General features: G+C 70.5%; 15 protein-coding genes and 1 tRNA gene. 8 read left to right on the forward strand and 8 right to left on the reverse strand.

Going from position 1 to position 12,592, the window contains the following annotated elements; genetic code table 11:
- Window positions 1-22: 22 nt before the first annotated feature.
- On the forward strand, window positions 23-514 hold the full coding sequence (locus ACGFIM_RS16005; RefSeq protein ID WP_393200640.1) for a HEAT repeat domain-containing protein: 492 nt from the start codon (window positions 23-25) through the stop codon (window positions 512-514).
- A 43-nt stretch (window positions 515-557) separates the two neighbouring features.
- On the opposite strand, the gene ACGFIM_RS16010 is transcribed toward ACGFIM_RS16005, so the two are convergent.
- Both ACGFIM_RS16010 and nth read right to left on the reverse strand, forming a co-directional pair.
- Window positions 558-1,205, reverse strand: a complete 648-nt coding sequence (locus ACGFIM_RS16010; RefSeq protein WP_393200642.1) for an NUDIX hydrolase — start codon at window positions 1,203-1,205, stop codon at window positions 558-560.
- A 40-nt stretch (window positions 1,206-1,245) separates the two neighbouring features.
- A complete protein-coding gene (nth, locus tag ACGFIM_RS16015; RefSeq protein ID WP_393200644.1) occupies window positions 1,246-1,992 on the reverse strand; it encodes an endonuclease III in 747 nt (248 codons plus the stop codon).
- A gap of 89 nt (window positions 1,993-2,081) precedes the next feature.
- On the opposite strand from nth, the gene ACGFIM_RS16020 reads away from it, so the two are divergent.
- Together ACGFIM_RS16020 and ACGFIM_RS16025 are read left to right on the forward strand one after the other, a co-directional pair.
- Complete coding sequence (locus ACGFIM_RS16020) at window positions 2,082-2,528, forward strand: hypothetical protein (protein WP_393200646.1); 447 nt, start codon at window positions 2,082-2,084, stop codon at window positions 2,526-2,528.
- A gap of 170 nt (window positions 2,529-2,698) precedes the next feature.
- Window positions 2,699-3,379, forward strand: a complete 681-nt coding sequence (locus tag ACGFIM_RS16025; protein ID WP_378785936.1) for a Crp/Fnr family transcriptional regulator — start codon at window positions 2,699-2,701, stop codon at window positions 3,377-3,379.
- On the opposite strand, the gene ACGFIM_RS16030 is transcribed toward ACGFIM_RS16025, so the two are convergent.
- From ACGFIM_RS16030 to ACGFIM_RS16045, 4 genes are read right to left on the reverse strand one after another with little or no spacing between them, the layout of a single operon-like run.
- On the reverse strand, window positions 3,376-4,167 hold the full coding sequence (locus ACGFIM_RS16030) for an MBL fold metallo-hydrolase (RefSeq protein WP_393200649.1): 792 nt from the start codon (window positions 4,165-4,167) through the stop codon (window positions 3,376-3,378). The genes ACGFIM_RS16025 and ACGFIM_RS16030 overlap by 4 nt on opposite strands.
- The gene (locus tag ACGFIM_RS16035; RefSeq protein WP_393202566.1) at window positions 4,164-4,982 is read right to left on the reverse strand and encodes an NUDIX hydrolase; all 819 of its coding nucleotides are present in this window, start codon (window positions 4,980-4,982) and stop codon (window positions 4,164-4,166) included. Before ACGFIM_RS16035 ends, ACGFIM_RS16030 begins: the two co-directional genes overlap by 4 nt.
- A gap of 55 nt (window positions 4,983-5,037) precedes the next feature.
- Entirely contained in the window at window positions 5,038-5,496 is a 459-nt protein-coding gene (locus tag ACGFIM_RS16040) for a RidA family protein (RefSeq protein WP_393200651.1), read from the reverse strand.
- Window positions 5,493-5,648: a hypothetical protein gene (locus ACGFIM_RS16045; RefSeq protein WP_364062041.1), complete on the reverse strand. Its 156-nt coding sequence runs from the start codon at window positions 5,646-5,648 to the stop codon at window positions 5,493-5,495. The genes ACGFIM_RS16040 and ACGFIM_RS16045 overlap by 4 nt, the downstream gene beginning before the upstream one ends.
- 106 nt (window positions 5,649-5,754) lie before the next feature.
- Here ACGFIM_RS16045 and ACGFIM_RS16050 point away from each other — a divergent pair, with 106 nt between their 5' ends.
- Together ACGFIM_RS16050 and ACGFIM_RS16055 are read left to right on the forward strand one after the other, a co-directional pair.
- Window positions 5,755-6,726 carry an ArsA-related P-loop ATPase gene (locus tag ACGFIM_RS16050; protein ID WP_393200653.1) on the forward strand — a complete coding sequence of 324 codons (972 nt, stop codon included), beginning with the start codon at window positions 5,755-5,757 and terminating at the stop codon, window positions 6,724-6,726.
- The gene (locus ACGFIM_RS16055) at window positions 6,723-7,850 is read left to right on the forward strand and encodes an ArsA family ATPase (RefSeq protein ID WP_393200655.1); all 1,128 of its coding nucleotides are present in this window, start codon (window positions 6,723-6,725) and stop codon (window positions 7,848-7,850) included. The genes ACGFIM_RS16050 and ACGFIM_RS16055 overlap by 4 nt, the downstream gene beginning before the upstream one ends.
- Before the next feature lie 48 nt (window positions 7,851-7,898).
- Here the strand turns inward: ACGFIM_RS16055 and ACGFIM_RS16060 are convergent, their stop codons facing one another.
- A complete protein-coding gene (locus tag ACGFIM_RS16060; protein ID WP_364062032.1) occupies window positions 7,899-8,195 on the reverse strand; it encodes a WhiB family transcriptional regulator in 297 nt (98 codons plus the stop codon).
- Window positions 8,196-8,438: 243 nt separating this feature from the next.
- On the opposite strand from ACGFIM_RS16060, the gene ACGFIM_RS16065 reads away from it, so the two are divergent.
- The gene (locus ACGFIM_RS16065; protein ID WP_393200658.1) at window positions 8,439-10,733 is read left to right on the forward strand and encodes a transglycosylase domain-containing protein; all 2,295 of its coding nucleotides are present in this window, start codon (window positions 8,439-8,441) and stop codon (window positions 10,731-10,733) included.
- Between the two features lie 270 nt (window positions 10,734-11,003).
- On the opposite strand, the gene ACGFIM_RS16070 is transcribed toward ACGFIM_RS16065, so the two are convergent.
- A complete protein-coding gene (locus tag ACGFIM_RS16070) occupies window positions 11,004-11,462 on the reverse strand; it encodes a GatB/YqeY domain-containing protein (RefSeq protein ID WP_393200660.1) in 459 nt (152 codons plus the stop codon).
- Window positions 11,463-11,571: 109 nt separating this feature from the next.
- Between ACGFIM_RS16070 and ACGFIM_RS16075 the strand changes: the two genes are divergently transcribed.
- Together ACGFIM_RS16075 and ACGFIM_RS16080 are read left to right on the forward strand one after the other, a co-directional pair.
- The gene (locus ACGFIM_RS16075; protein WP_393202568.1) at window positions 11,572-12,435 is read left to right on the forward strand and encodes a metallophosphoesterase; all 864 of its coding nucleotides are present in this window, start codon (window positions 11,572-11,574) and stop codon (window positions 12,433-12,435) included.
- 65 nt (window positions 12,436-12,500) lie between these two features.
- Window positions 12,501-12,574 (forward strand) — tRNA-Pro (locus tag ACGFIM_RS16080).
- Window positions 12,575-12,592 lie beyond the last annotated feature (18 nt).

Below are 12,592 nucleotides of genomic sequence, written 5' to 3' on the forward strand. Positions count from 1 at the left end.
CATGCCGCCGGACGGGGGAACAGTGCGCGAACTCATCCAGGCAGCTCTGCGTGACACCGATCCCGATGGGGCCCTGCGCTGGCATGTGATCTCGTTGCTGCGCGAGCGGGGCGACCTGGAGTCGTTCATCGAGGCGAGGCGGCTGTGCGCCGCGGACACCGTGGCCGAGCGGCTGCTCGGCGTGGACATCATGGGCCAGTTGCACCCGTTCGTGGACCGCACGCTTCCGGTGCTGCGCTATCTGGCGGCCAGCGAGGACGACGCGATGGTGCTGTACTCGGTGCTGATCGCCTTCGGGCACCTGGCGGACCCGCGCTCGCTCCCGTCAGTGATCGAGCTGGCTTCGCACGACGACCCCCGGGTGCGCTACGGCGCGGCGTACGCGCTACAGCACGTGCTGGGCGAGCCGCCGGACCGGGCCGGGCTGGAGGCGCTGCAGGCGCTCGCCGACGACGAGGACGCCGACGTGGCCGGCTGGGCGGCGCTGGGCGTCGCGCTCAGGGCAGGCGCCTGAGCGCCGGGCGGCGCACTCGGATCGGGGTGCCGGAACGGCGTCGTCAGCGGGCGCTGAGCCTGACCACCTCGGGCGGCAGCTCCTCCACCCGCGTGGTGTCCCACGGGCGATCGAGCCCGCCCCCGCGCAGCACGGTGTCGAGGATCATCGCGGTGAACCCCCACACCAGCATCCCCCGCACCCGGAACGCGGGCCCGGGCAGCCCGCCGCGCGGGTGGCGGAGCATGAGGCGGTTGGCCGGATCGACCAGCTCGGCGATCGGCACGCGTTCGACGGAGTCGACCTCGTCGGGCGAGGCCGCGTGCACCGCGGACGGCTCGCGCCACCAGGCGATCACCGGCGTGACGCGGTTGTCGCTGTAGGTCAGGTACAGCTCGGGCATCGTGCAGATGACGTGGACCCCGCGCGGGTCGGCGCCGGTCTCCTCCTCGGCCTCGCGCAGCGCGGCCTCGATCGGCCCGGCGTCCTCGGGATCGACGCCACCGCCCGGGAAGGCCGGCTGGCCGGCGTGCCTGCGCCCGCGCGTGCTGCGCTGGATGAGCAGCACGTCAGGCCCGCCCGGGCCCTCGCCGAACAGCATGAGCACCGCGGCGGCCCGCCCGCGCCCGTCCGGTGGCCGGAGTGGAAGCGGGACTTCGATCCGCTGTGCTTGCGCCGCCAGTCGCTCCAGCCATTCGGGCACGTGGGTCACGCATCCTCCAACACGCGGTGGCACCGATCACTTCCCCGGGTCAGGAGAACGGGCCGGATCTGACGAGCTTCTCCGCCTGAGCGGGGTCGGTGGGGCCGGTGCCGTACGAGGGGCACAGCGCGGCCAGCGGGCACACCCCGCACGCGGGCCTGCGGGCGTGGCAGATGCGGCGGCCGTGCCAGATCACCCGGTGGGAGAAGATCGTCCACTCGCTCTTGAGCAGCAGCTCGCCCACGGCGTGCTCGATCTTGACGGGGTCGGTCTCCTCGGTCCAGCCGAAGCGGCGTACGAGCCGCTGGAAGTGGGTGTCGACGGTCAGTCCCGGCACTCCGAAGGCGTTGCCGAGCACCACGTTGGCCGTCTTGCGGCCCACGCCGGGCAGCGTGACCAGGTCTTTCAGCGTGCCGGGCACCTCGCCGCCGTAGCGCTCGCAGATGGCCTGCGCCATGCCGATGATGCTGTTGGTCTTGGCGCGGAAGAAGCCGGTGGAGCGGATGATCTCCTCCATCTCCGCGCGGTCCGCCGCGGCGTAGTCCTCCACCGTGGGGTACTTCGCGAAGAGGACGGGCGTCACCATGTTGACCCGCTTGTCCGTGCACTGCGCGGACAGGATGGTCGCGACCAGCAGCTCGAGCGGGTTGGAGAAGTCGAGCTCGCAATGGGCGTCGGGGTAGGTCTCCGCGAGGATGCGGTTCATCTTGCGCGCCCGCCGGACCAGGGCGAGCCGGCTCTCCGGTTTGCGCCCCGCCGCTTTCGTCGCCGCGTTCGTCGCCGCGTTCGTCGCCATGCCGCAAGCGTAGAAGCTTCCGGAGGCGGTTGAACCCAGGACCGGTTTCCCGCGTACAACGGGCGCGGGCCATCGAAAGGGGTGCTGTCATGAGGGAGCGGCAGGGGACGACGCTGGCGGAGTTCGTCGGGCGGTGCGGGCCGCTGCGCGGTCACGCGCTGCTGCGCTTCGCGGTCGGCACGGTGGCGATCGTGGCGAAGCTGCACGCGCGTGGCGCGACCGGGCTGCGGCTCGGCAAGGAGAGCGTGGCGCTCGGTCCCGGTGGCCAGGTGCTCATAGGGTGGCGTACGGCCGCGCCGCCCGCCCATGCCGAGGACGTACGCGCCTGGGCCGATCTGGTGGTCTTCGCCGCCACCGGCTCCGAGCGCGGCGACACGACGGTGCTGCCGCCCGCGCTGCGCATCGCGGTCGCGCAGTGCCGCAGGCCCGATCCGGCGAGCCGCCCGGCCTCGGGTGACGTGCTCAGGGTGCTGCTCAGCCGGTCCGTCGCGGCGGCGGTGGCCTCGGTCGACGACCTGCTGCACAAGGCCGGTTGAGCTGCAAAGGCGATCCCGGTCACGATCCGGGCACGGACGTCCGGTACCTTTCCCTCCTGGCCCTCCCGGACTTCACAAGTCCGGACAAGGCACGACCACTCTGGCGTTCCCCTAACCTGTAGACGCACGCCTGGAGTGGGGTGAGTCACAATGGCAGCAGAGGAGGCAGAGTGAACACCGAAGATGTGCTGGGCAAGGCCCCCCTGTTCGCCGCGCTGGACCGCGAAAGCGCCGCGGCGCTGCGCACGAGCATCACCGAGGTCCAGCTGTCCAAGGGACAGACCCTCTTCCACGAGAACGAGACCGGCGACCGGCTCTACGTCGTGCTCGAAGGCAAGATCAAGCTGTCCCGCACCTCCCCCGACGGGCGTGAGAACCTGCTCAGCGTGCTCGGCCCGAGCGAGATGTTCGGCGAGCTGTCACTGTTCGACCCGCGGCCCCGCACGGCCACGGCCACGGCGCTGACCGAGGTCCGCCTGGCCGGCCTCGGCCACGACGACCTGCGCCCCTGGCTGACCGGCCGCCCCGAGGTGGCGCTCCACCTCCTCCGCGCGCTGGCCCAGCGGCTGCGCCGCACCAACGACGTGCTGGCCGACCTGGTCTTCACCGACGTCCCCGGGCGGGTGGCCAAGCAGCTGCTCGACCTCGCCGAAAGGTTCGGCACCAAGACCGAGGACGGCCTGCGGGTGCATCACGACCTCACCCAGGAGGAGCTGGCGCAGCTCGTCGGCGCCTCCCGCGAGACGGTCAACAAGGCGCTCGCCGACTTCGCCGGGCGCGGCTGGCTGCGCATCGAGGCCAAGGCCGTGGTGATCCTCGACGTCGAGCGCCTGCGCAACCGTTCGCGCTAGCGCCCGTCGAGATAGTCGAGCTGGGCGGCCACCGACATCTCGGCGGCCGGCCAGAGCGAGCGGTCCACGTCGGCGTACACGATCTTGACGATCTGGCGCGGCGTGCGCGCGCCCTGCTCGCGCGCCGCTTTGATCTGCTCGAGCCGCTGCCTGCGGTGGGCGATGTAGCCGTCGAGCGCGCCGATCGGGTCGGGCAGCACCGGGCCGTGGCCGGGCAGCAGCGCCCGCGCCTCCAGCTCTTCGGCGACCGCCCTGAGCCGGTCGAGGCTGCGCAGGTAGTCGGCGAGGCCGCCGTCGCGGGCGACGATCGTGGTGCCCCTGCCCAGCACGGTGTCGCCGGTCAGCATCGCCCGGTCGGCGGGCAGCCAGAAGCACAGCGAGTCGAACGAGTGTCCCGGCGTGCCGTACACCCGGACCTCCAGGTCGCCGACCGTCACCACGTCGCCGTCGGCGAGCCCCTCGTCGCCCAGGCGGTGACGCGGGTCGAGGGCGCGCACGGGCGCGTGCACCATCTCGGCGAACGCCTTCGCCCCTCCGCTGTGGTCGAAGTGGCCGTGGGTGAGCAGGATCGTGCTGACCCGCCGCTCCCCCAGGTGGTCGCGTACGCGCCGCAGGTGGCCCTCGTCGTCGGGCCCCGGATCGACCACGATGACCTCGTCACCGGTGCCGATCACCCACGTGTTGGTGCCGTCGAGCGTCATCGCCGACGGGTTGGGCGCGAGGAGGTTCTCCGCGTGCTCGGTGCGCGAGCCGTCGGGCGAGCCGATCGGGATGTACAGGCCGCTCATGACGCCACCTCCAGCCGCAGCTCGCCGTCGACCTCCACGGCCCTCGGCATGATCGTCACGATCTCGCGCGGCGTGGCCAGCACCTCGGCCACACCGGCGCAGCCGGCCAGCTCGCTCAGCGTCCGGTACGTCGGCGGCATCAGGAAGATCTCGCCCCGGTGCGCGAGGTCGATGGCCTCGGCCGGGCGCTGCCAGACGACCCGGTCGGCCTCGCCGCCCACGTCGCGGGTGCGCTGTCCTTCCGGCAGCACGGCGACGAAGAAGCGGGTGTCGTACCGCCTGGCCTCGACCTCCGGCGTGATCCAGTGCGCCCAGGCCTTGAGCAGGTCGGTACGGAGCACCAGCCCCCGCCTGGACAGGAACTCGGCGAACGACAGCGAGCGGTCGATCAGCGCGAGCCTGTCGGCCTCCCAGTCGTCGCCCGTGGTGTCGTCCACGACCGAGTCAGGTCCAGGACCGGCCAGCAGCACGCCCGACTCCTCGAACGTCTCGCGCACCGCCGCGCACACCAGCCCGCGCGCCACCGCCTCGTCCGCGTGCAGCACCTCGGCCCACTCGGCGGGCGACGGCCCGGCCCAGGCCACCGCCTGGTCGGTGTCGCGCGCGTCGACCGAGCCGCCGGGAAAGACGTACGCGCCGGCGGCGAAGGCCATGGTGGCCTTGCGCCGTAGCAGATAGACCTGTGGACGGCCCCCGGGCCCCGGGCGCAGGAGCACCACCGTGGCGGCGTCCCGCGCCGGAACCGGCTGGAGCCGCCCGGCCATGACCTCCCTGGCACGGGCGGCGAGCTCGGCTGGTAGCAGCATTCCCGGCATCGCGGTCACATGACCTCCTCTAGAACTTCACTCGGTCATGGTGACATATGCCCGTTCAGCCGACTTCGGCGATCAGCTCCACCTCCACGGGGGCGTCCAGCGGCAGCGCCGCCACGCCCACCGCGCTGCGCGCGTGCCTGCCCGCCTCGCCGAACACCTCGGCGAGCAGGTCGCTGGCGCCGTTGGCCACCTGCGGCTGCTCCACGAAGTCCGGCGCGCTCGCCACGAACACCACGACCTTCACGATCCGCCGCACCCGCGACAGGTCGCCCAGCTCGGCCTTCAGCGCGGCCAGCGCGTTGAGCACGCACTGACGCGCCGCCGCCTTGCCCTCGTCCACGCCCAGGTCGGCGCCGAGCTTGCCGGTCTGGTGCAGCTTGCCCTCCAGGATCGGCACCTGGCCCGAGGTGTAGAGCAGGTCGCCGGTGCGCACGGTGGGCAGGTAGGAGCCGACCGGCGTGACGGGCGGCGGCAGCGTGTAGCCGAGCTCCTCGAGCTTCTGCTCAGGCGTCACTGCTTCTCCCTCTTGAAGTAGGCGACGAGCTGCTCCGGATTGGCGCCCTGCACGATCTGGACGAGCTCCCAGCCGTCGGCGCCGAAGTTGTCGAGGATCATCTTGGTGTTGTGGATCAGCACGGGTGCTGTCAGGTACTCCCACTTCTTCATGGGGGCAGCTTATTGTGAGCAATCTCAAATGGTGGTCGCAGGCTTTCGACAAGTGACCGTTCGGTAGCCTCAAGTCGTGGACTCGACGGACACACATTGGGCCGACGTGCGACTCCATGTCGTCACCGGCAAGGGCGGCACAGGCAAGACCACCGTCGCCGCCGCCCTCGCACTCGCGCTGGCCTCGGGCGGCCGCAAGGTGCTGCTCGTCGAGGTGGAGGGCAGGCAGGGCATCGCCCAGATCTTCGACCTGCCGCCGCTGCCGTACGAGGAGCGCAGGATCGCCGTCGCGCCCTCCGGAGGCGACGTCTACGCGCTGGCCATCGATCCCGAAGAGGCCATGCTCGAGTACATGGAGATGTTCTACGGGATGCGCCGCGCCGGCCGGGCGCTGACCAAGATGGGCATCGTCGACTTCGCCACCACCGTGGCCCCGGGCTTTCGCGACGTGCTGGTCACCGGCAAGACCAGCGAGGCCGTGCGCAGGCGCGGCAAGAACGGCCGCAGGGTCTACGACGCGGTCGTCATGGACGCGCCGCCCACCGGCCGCATCACCCGCTTCCTCAACGTCACGGAAGAGGTGGCCGGCCTGGCCAAGGTCGGGCCCATCAAGAACCACTCCGAGCTCGTCAAGGGCGTCGTGAAGTCCGCCGAGACCGCCGTCCACTTCGTCACCCTGCTGGAGGAGATGCCGGTCCAGGAGACCCTCGACGGCATCGCCGAGCTGCGCGCCGCCGGGCTGCCCGCGGGCGGCGTCTTCGTCAACATGGTGCGCGAGTCGCAGCTCCCCCGGCCCGTGCTCGACGCCGCCGCCCAGGGCCGTTTCGACCCCGAGGAGCTGGTGCTCGGGCTCAAGGCCGCGGGCGTCGCCGACGGCGCGCAGGCCACCGAGCTGGCCAGGGCGCTGGGCGAGGAGGTCGCCGAGCACGCGCACCGCACCGAGCTTGAGCGCGCCGAGCGCGAGACGCTGGCGGGAGCCGGGCTGCCCCGCTACGAGCTGCCGCTGCTCGCCGACGGCGTGGACCTGGCCGGCCTGTACGAGCTGGCAGAGAGCATGCGCACCCAGGGAGCAGCGTGAAGAAGCCCCCAGCACTCGACGTCGACGCCATCCTCGACGACCGGGGCACCAGGATCATCGTCTGCTGCGGCGCCGGCGGCGTGGGCAAGACCACGACCGCGGCGGCGCTCGGGCTGCGGGCCGCCGAGCGCGGCCGCTGCGTGGTCGTGCTGACCGTCGACCCGGCCAGGCGGCTGGCGCAGTCGATGGGGCTGACCGAGCTCGATAACACCCCGCGCCTGGTCAGCTCGCCCGAGGGCGGCGGCCAGCTCTACGCGATGATGCTCGACATGAAGCGCACGTTCGACGAGATCATCGAGGCGCACGCCGATCCCGAGCGGGCCCGCCAGATCCTGTCGAACCCCTTCTACCAGTCCCTGTCGTCCAGCTTCTCCGGCACCCAGGAGTACATGGCGATGGAGAAGCTGGGCCAGCTCCGCCGCTCGGACGAGTGGGACCTGATCATCGTCGACACGCCGCCGTCACGGTCGGCGCTCGACTTCCTCGACGCGCCCGAGCGGCTCGGCCGGTTCCTCGACGGCCGCTTCATCCGGCTGCTGACCGCGCCTGCCAAAGCCGGAGGACGCAGTGCGTTCCGGCTGCTCAACGCCGGATTCGGGCTCATGGCCGGAGCGATGACCAAGCTGCTGGGCGCGCAGGTGATCAAGGACCTGCAGACGTTCGTCTCCGCGCTCGACGCCGTCTTCGGGGGGTTCAGGCAGCGGGCCGAGATGACGTACCGGCTGCTCCAGGCCCCGGGCACGGCCTTCCTCGTGGTCGCCGCGCCGGAGCGCGACGCGATGCGCGAGGCCTCCTACTTCGTGGAGCGCCTGGCCGAGGAGCGCATGCCGCTGGCCGGTCTGGTGGTCAACCGGGTGCACGTCTCGCCCGCAGCCGGGCTGTCCGCCGCCCGCAGCGCCGCCGCCGCGGAGGACTTGGAATCGAGGGGCGAGCACGAGCTCACCGCGGCCGTGCTGCGGCTGCACGCCGGGCGAATGCAACTCGCCGCCCGCGAGAACCGCGAGCAGGAGCACTTCGTCTCGGCCCACCCCACGGTGCCCGTGGTACAGGTCCGCGCCATGTCCGAGGACGTCCACGACCTGGCGGGGCTGCGCCAGATCGGGAACCTGCTGGCCACCGCATAGAGGTACGGCCGGCGGCGGCACCGGCCGTACCCGGTCGCCGGGCTGGGGTCAGCCCGCGATCAGCTCATTCGTGCGTTCGTACTCGTTCTTGGCGGACTCGAGCAGGTCTCGCCACGAGGTGACGTCGGGGCGCCGACGAAGCAGCGCGCGACGTTCCCGTTCGGTCATGCCGCCCCACACCCCGAACTCGATGCGGTTGTCCAGCGCATCGGCGAGGCACTCCGTGCGGACCGGGCAACCCCGGCAGATGAGCTTCGCCCTGTTCTGCGCGGCGCCCTGCACGAACAGGGCATCCGGATCCGCACCCTTACAGGCGGCACGGGAGGTCCAATCCGTGATCCACATGTTTCGACCCCACTCCCCTTAGGTGGTCAGTCGTCATTTGGGGCCGACGGGCGCGGGCGCCGAGCCTCCGTATTCAGTTGCCGCAGGGAGAACGTACGCAACCAGACGTTCGGGCCGACAGACCCCAGAGGACCAATTTCTTGCGGGTGATGTTGACCGGGAATGACTAGTCACCCCCATCAGTCAAGGTGAAATGGTGTCCTGCTACCGATTCGGTGTGGGTTTCGACGTACTCTTAGAGACGTGCAAGCCCAGGGCAAACGTCGTGCCAACCCCATCCTCAGCGTCCTGCGCCTCCTCATCGCGGGCTCGGCGGCTGGGGTGCTCGCCGCCGCCGTGGCCCTCCCGGCGGTAGGCGGAGTGGGCATGTCCACCAAGACCGCGGTCGAGGGCCTCAACCTCAAGCCCGAGGAACTCGACGAACCTCCACTGCCGGAGCGCACCGAACTCTACGACGCGGCCGGCAACAAGATCGCTCAGTTCTACTTCGAGAACCGGGAGTCCGTCACCCTCGACAAGGTCGCCCCGATCATGCGCGAAGCCCTGATCGCGATCGAGGACTTCCGTTTCTACCAGCACGGGCCGATCGATGTGGAGGGAACGGCCAGAGCGCTGATGAAGAATCTCACCAGCGGCGGCGTCACGCAGGGTGGATCGTCCATCACCCAGCAGTACGTCAAGCAGGTGCTGGTCAACGCGGCCGAGACGCCTGAGGAGCAGGCGGCGGCCATCGCGCCGACGGTCTCGCGCAAGCTGACCGAGCTGCGCTACGCCATGGCGATCGAGGAGAAGTACACCAAGGACCAGATCCTGGAGAAGTACCTCAACATCGCCTACTTCGGCGCGGGCGCCCACGGCATCCAATCCGCCGCCAAGAGGTTCTTCGACAAGCCGGCGTCCAAGCTCAACCTGACCGAGGCCGCCACGCTCGCCGGCGCCGTGCAGAACCCGGCGCGCACCGACCCCAGCGTCAGCGCCGAGTCGCGGCAGCGCCTGCTGGAACGGCGCAACATCGTGCTCGACCGGATGGCCGAGCTCGGCAAGATCACGCCGCAGGAGGCGGCGAAGGCCAAGAAGAAGAAGCTGGGCTTCAAGGACGTCAAGGCGCCCGGCGGCTGCGAGGCCAGCAAATACCCGTACTTCTGCCTCTACGTCCAGTACGAGATCCTCAACAACGAGGACTTCGGCAAGAACCGCGACGAGCGCAGGAAGCTGCTCCAGCGCGGCGGCCTGCAGATCAAGACCACGCTCGACCCCAAGATGCAGGCGGCCGCCGAGAAGGCGATCAGGAAGTACGTCAGCCCCAAGGACAAGCCCGTGGCCTCGCAGGCCATGGTCGTCCCCGGCACCGGCGAGATCAAGGCCATGGCCGCCTCGCGGAAGTTCGGCCGCAGCAAGTCCAAGAACGAGATGAGCTACAACATCGTGGCCGACGCCGCGCACGGCGGCGGCCGCGGCTTCCAGCAGGGCTCCACGGCCAAGGTCTACACACTGGCCGCCGCCCTGGAGGAAGGGCTCAAGTACGGCGACGGCTTCCCCTCGCCGGCCGGCTACCAGGCGAAGGGCTACAGCACGTTCAAGAACTGCAAGGGCCAGAACGTCGGCGACCCGAACCACACCGTGCGCAACTCCAGCGAGGGCGGCGGCGGCTTCAAGACCCTGCAGACCGGCACCTGGGGCTCGGTCAACACGTTCTTCATGCGGCTGCAGGAGAAGGTCGGGCTCTGCGACGTCGTCAAGATGGCCAAGAAGCTCGGCGTCAAGCGGGCCGACGGGCAGAAGCTGTTCGAGGTCGAGACGTTCACGCTCGGCGTCAACGAGGTCGACCCCGTCACCATCGCCAGCTCCTACGCCGTCTTCGCCTCCCGCGGCAAGTACTGCAAGCCGCTCGCCATCACCGAGATCAAGGACCGGAACGGCAAGGTCAAGACGTACAAGCCCAAGTGCAACCAGGTCCTCGAAGAGGAGGTCGCCGACGCCGTCAGCGGCATCCTGTCCGGGGTGTTCACCAAGGGCACGATGACCGAGGTCGGCGGCATCGGGCGCGACGCGGCCGGCAAGACCGGCACCACCGACAACTACATGTCGGCCTGGTTCTCCGGCTACACCCCCAACCTCGCCTCCGCCGTCAGCCTGGGCGACCCGCGCGGCACCTCCGCCCACAAGCTGATCGGCGTCACCATCGGCGGGCGCTACTACCCCTACGTGTACGGCTCGTCGATCTCCGGGCGCATCTGGAAGGACTCCATGATCCAGGCGCTCAAGGGGATCGAGCCGGCCAAGTTCAAGCCGGTGGACAAGTCGCGGTTCGGCGGATGCAGCGACAACTGCGCGCCCAAGCCGAAGAAAAAGAAGAACGACGACGGGGGCCCGCTCGACTTCTTCGACCGCGACCGCTTCGGCGACGGGCCGCAGGACCGGGGCGACCGTGGCCGCGGCGGCTGGGGCGACAACGACCGCGGACCCGGCGGCGACCGTGGCCGCGGCCGCGGGCCCGGCGGCGACAACGGGCCGCTGCTCATCACACCCGGCGGCTGAGAGCCCTCTGAGACGCGCTGAGCCTCCTCCCGGTGCCGGGAGGAGGCTCAGGTGCTTGTGGATGCCGCCTGACGGGCCGCTGGGGCGCAGAGAGGCGCTGGAGGCCGTACGGGGAGGCATGGGGACGCTCCGGGCGAACCACAGCCGCACAGCGGACCGTGGGCCGGAAGAACCTCGAGCCTGAACCGCGTACCGAGAGGGCCCCTGAACCGAGCCCGCCCGCGTACCGAAAGGATTGAGAGCCCGAGAGTCCGACAGATCGGGAAAGGCCTACTTGCCGGTCAGGCGAGCCCGCACCAGGGCGGCCACCCTGCCGCCCTCGGCCCGGCCGGCCACCTTCGGGTTGACCGCCTTCATGACCTGGCCCATGGCCTGCGGCCCCGAAGCGCCGGTCTCGGCGATGGCGGCGTCGACCAGCGCGGCGAGCTCCTCGTCGGACAGCTGCGCGGGAAGGTACTCCTCCAGCACCGCCTGCTCGGCCAGCTCGGCCTCGGCCTGCTCCGTGCGGCCCGCGTTGCGGAACGCCTCGGCGGCCTCGCGCCGCTTCTTCGCCTCCTTGGTCAGGACCTTGATGACCTCCTCGTCGGTCAGCTCCCTGGCCTCCTTGCCCGCGACCTCCTCGACGTTGATCGCGGCCAGGGCCATGCGGACCGTACGGAGACGTACCTCGTCCTTGCTCTTCAGCGAGGCCGTCAGGTCGGCCTTCAGCTTGTCCTTCAATGCGCTCATGCGCTTTATCTTGCCGCCTGCGCGGACCACCCCGTCGCCACCAGGACGCCCCGGGCCGGATGTCGGGCATCATGAAGGGGTGAGGAAAGCCGTCGCAGTGCCCCTGTCCATGCTCGGTCTCGGCCTGGCCGGGCTGGGCTACGCGTCCGTCGTCGAGCGCAACTGGTTCCGGCTGCGCCGCTTCGACGTGCCCGTTCTCGAGCGGGGGCAGCGTCCCGTACGCGTCCTGCACCTGTCCGACCTCCACCTGACGCCGCGCCGCACCATGCTGATCAACTGGGTGCGTTCGCTCGGCGCCCTGGAGCCCGACCTCGTGGTCAACACCGGCGACTCCATCGCCCACCCCGAGGCCGTCCCCGCGCTGCTCCACGCCCTGGAGCCGCTGCTGTCGCGTCCCGGCCTGTTCGTGTACGGCTCCAACGACCTGTACGCGCCCCAGCCGAAGAACCCGGCACGCTACCTGTGGCGCACCTCCAAAAACGACCGCCGCCAGCACACCCCCAACCTGCCCTGGGAAGAGCTCGGGGCCGGCATGGCCGCCGAAGGCTGGCTCGACATGAACAACACCACGGCCCGCATCAAGGTCGGCGACCTCGACGTGGCCGTGGCCGGCATCCACGACAGCCACATCAACCGCGACCGCTACGACCTCGTCGCCGGCCCCGCCCCCGCGGACGCCGACTTGCGCCTCGGCGTCATGCACTCGCCCGAGCCGCGCAACATGTCCCGCTTCGCCGCCGACGGCTACCAGCTCCTGCTGGCCGGCCACACCCACGGCGGCCAGCTCTGCATCCCGTTCTACGGCGCCCTCGTCACCAACTGCGGCATCGACCGCGCCCGCGTCAAGGGCCTCAGCCGCCACGAGAACGCCTGGCTGCACGTCTCCGCCGGCCTCGGCACCTCCCCCTACGCCCCGGCCCGCTTCGCCTGCTTCCCGGAGGCCACGCTGCTGACTCTCGTGCCGCGGCGATAAAGGCTGTCACAAGCACTGTGGAAGTCCGCTAGACTTTCTCAAGCACGCACACGACGGGCGTGCACCGGGGTGTAGCGCAGCTTGGCAGCGCGCTTCGTTCGGGACGAAGAGGTCGTGGGTTCAAATCCCGCCACCCCGACACTGTAGTTGCAGGTCA

Origin of the sequence: Nonomuraea sp. NPDC049309, from assembly GCF_043196965.1 — a bacterium.
GTDB classification, from domain to species: Bacteria; Actinomycetota; Actinomycetes; order Streptosporangiales; family Streptosporangiaceae; genus Nonomuraea; species Nonomuraea fastidiosa.

Excerpts from the sequence above, each read along its gene's own strand:
- nth (WP_393200644.1), bottom strand. The coding sequence starts at position 1,992 with ATGGCGACGAACGCGGCGACGAACGCGGCGACGAAAGCGGCGGGGCGC.
- ACGFIM_RS16020 (WP_393200646.1), top strand. The coding sequence starts at position 2,082 with ATGAGGGAGCGGCAGGGGACGACGCTGGCGGAGTTCGTCGGGCGGTGC.
- ACGFIM_RS16030 (WP_393200649.1), bottom strand. The coding sequence starts at position 4,167 with ATGAGCGGCCTGTACATCCCGATCGGCTCGCCCGACGGCTCGCGCACC.
- ACGFIM_RS16035 (WP_393202566.1), bottom strand. The coding sequence starts at position 4,982 with ATGCCGGGAATGCTGCTACCAGCCGAGCTCGCCGCCCGTGCCAGGGAG.
- ACGFIM_RS16045 (WP_364062041.1), bottom strand. The coding sequence starts at position 5,648 with ATGAAGAAGTGGGAGTACCTGACAGCACCCGTGCTGATCCACAACACC.
- ACGFIM_RS16060 (WP_364062032.1), bottom strand. The coding sequence starts at position 8,195 with ATGTGGATCACGGATTGGACCTCCCGTGCCGCCTGTAAGGGTGCGGAT.
- ACGFIM_RS16070 (WP_393200660.1), bottom strand. The coding sequence starts at position 11,462 with ATGAGCGCATTGAAGGACAAGCTGAAGGCCGACCTGACGGCCTCGCTG.
- ACGFIM_RS16075 (WP_393202568.1), top strand. The coding sequence starts at position 11,572 with ATGCTCGGTCTCGGCCTGGCCGGGCTGGGCTACGCGTCCGTCGTCGAG.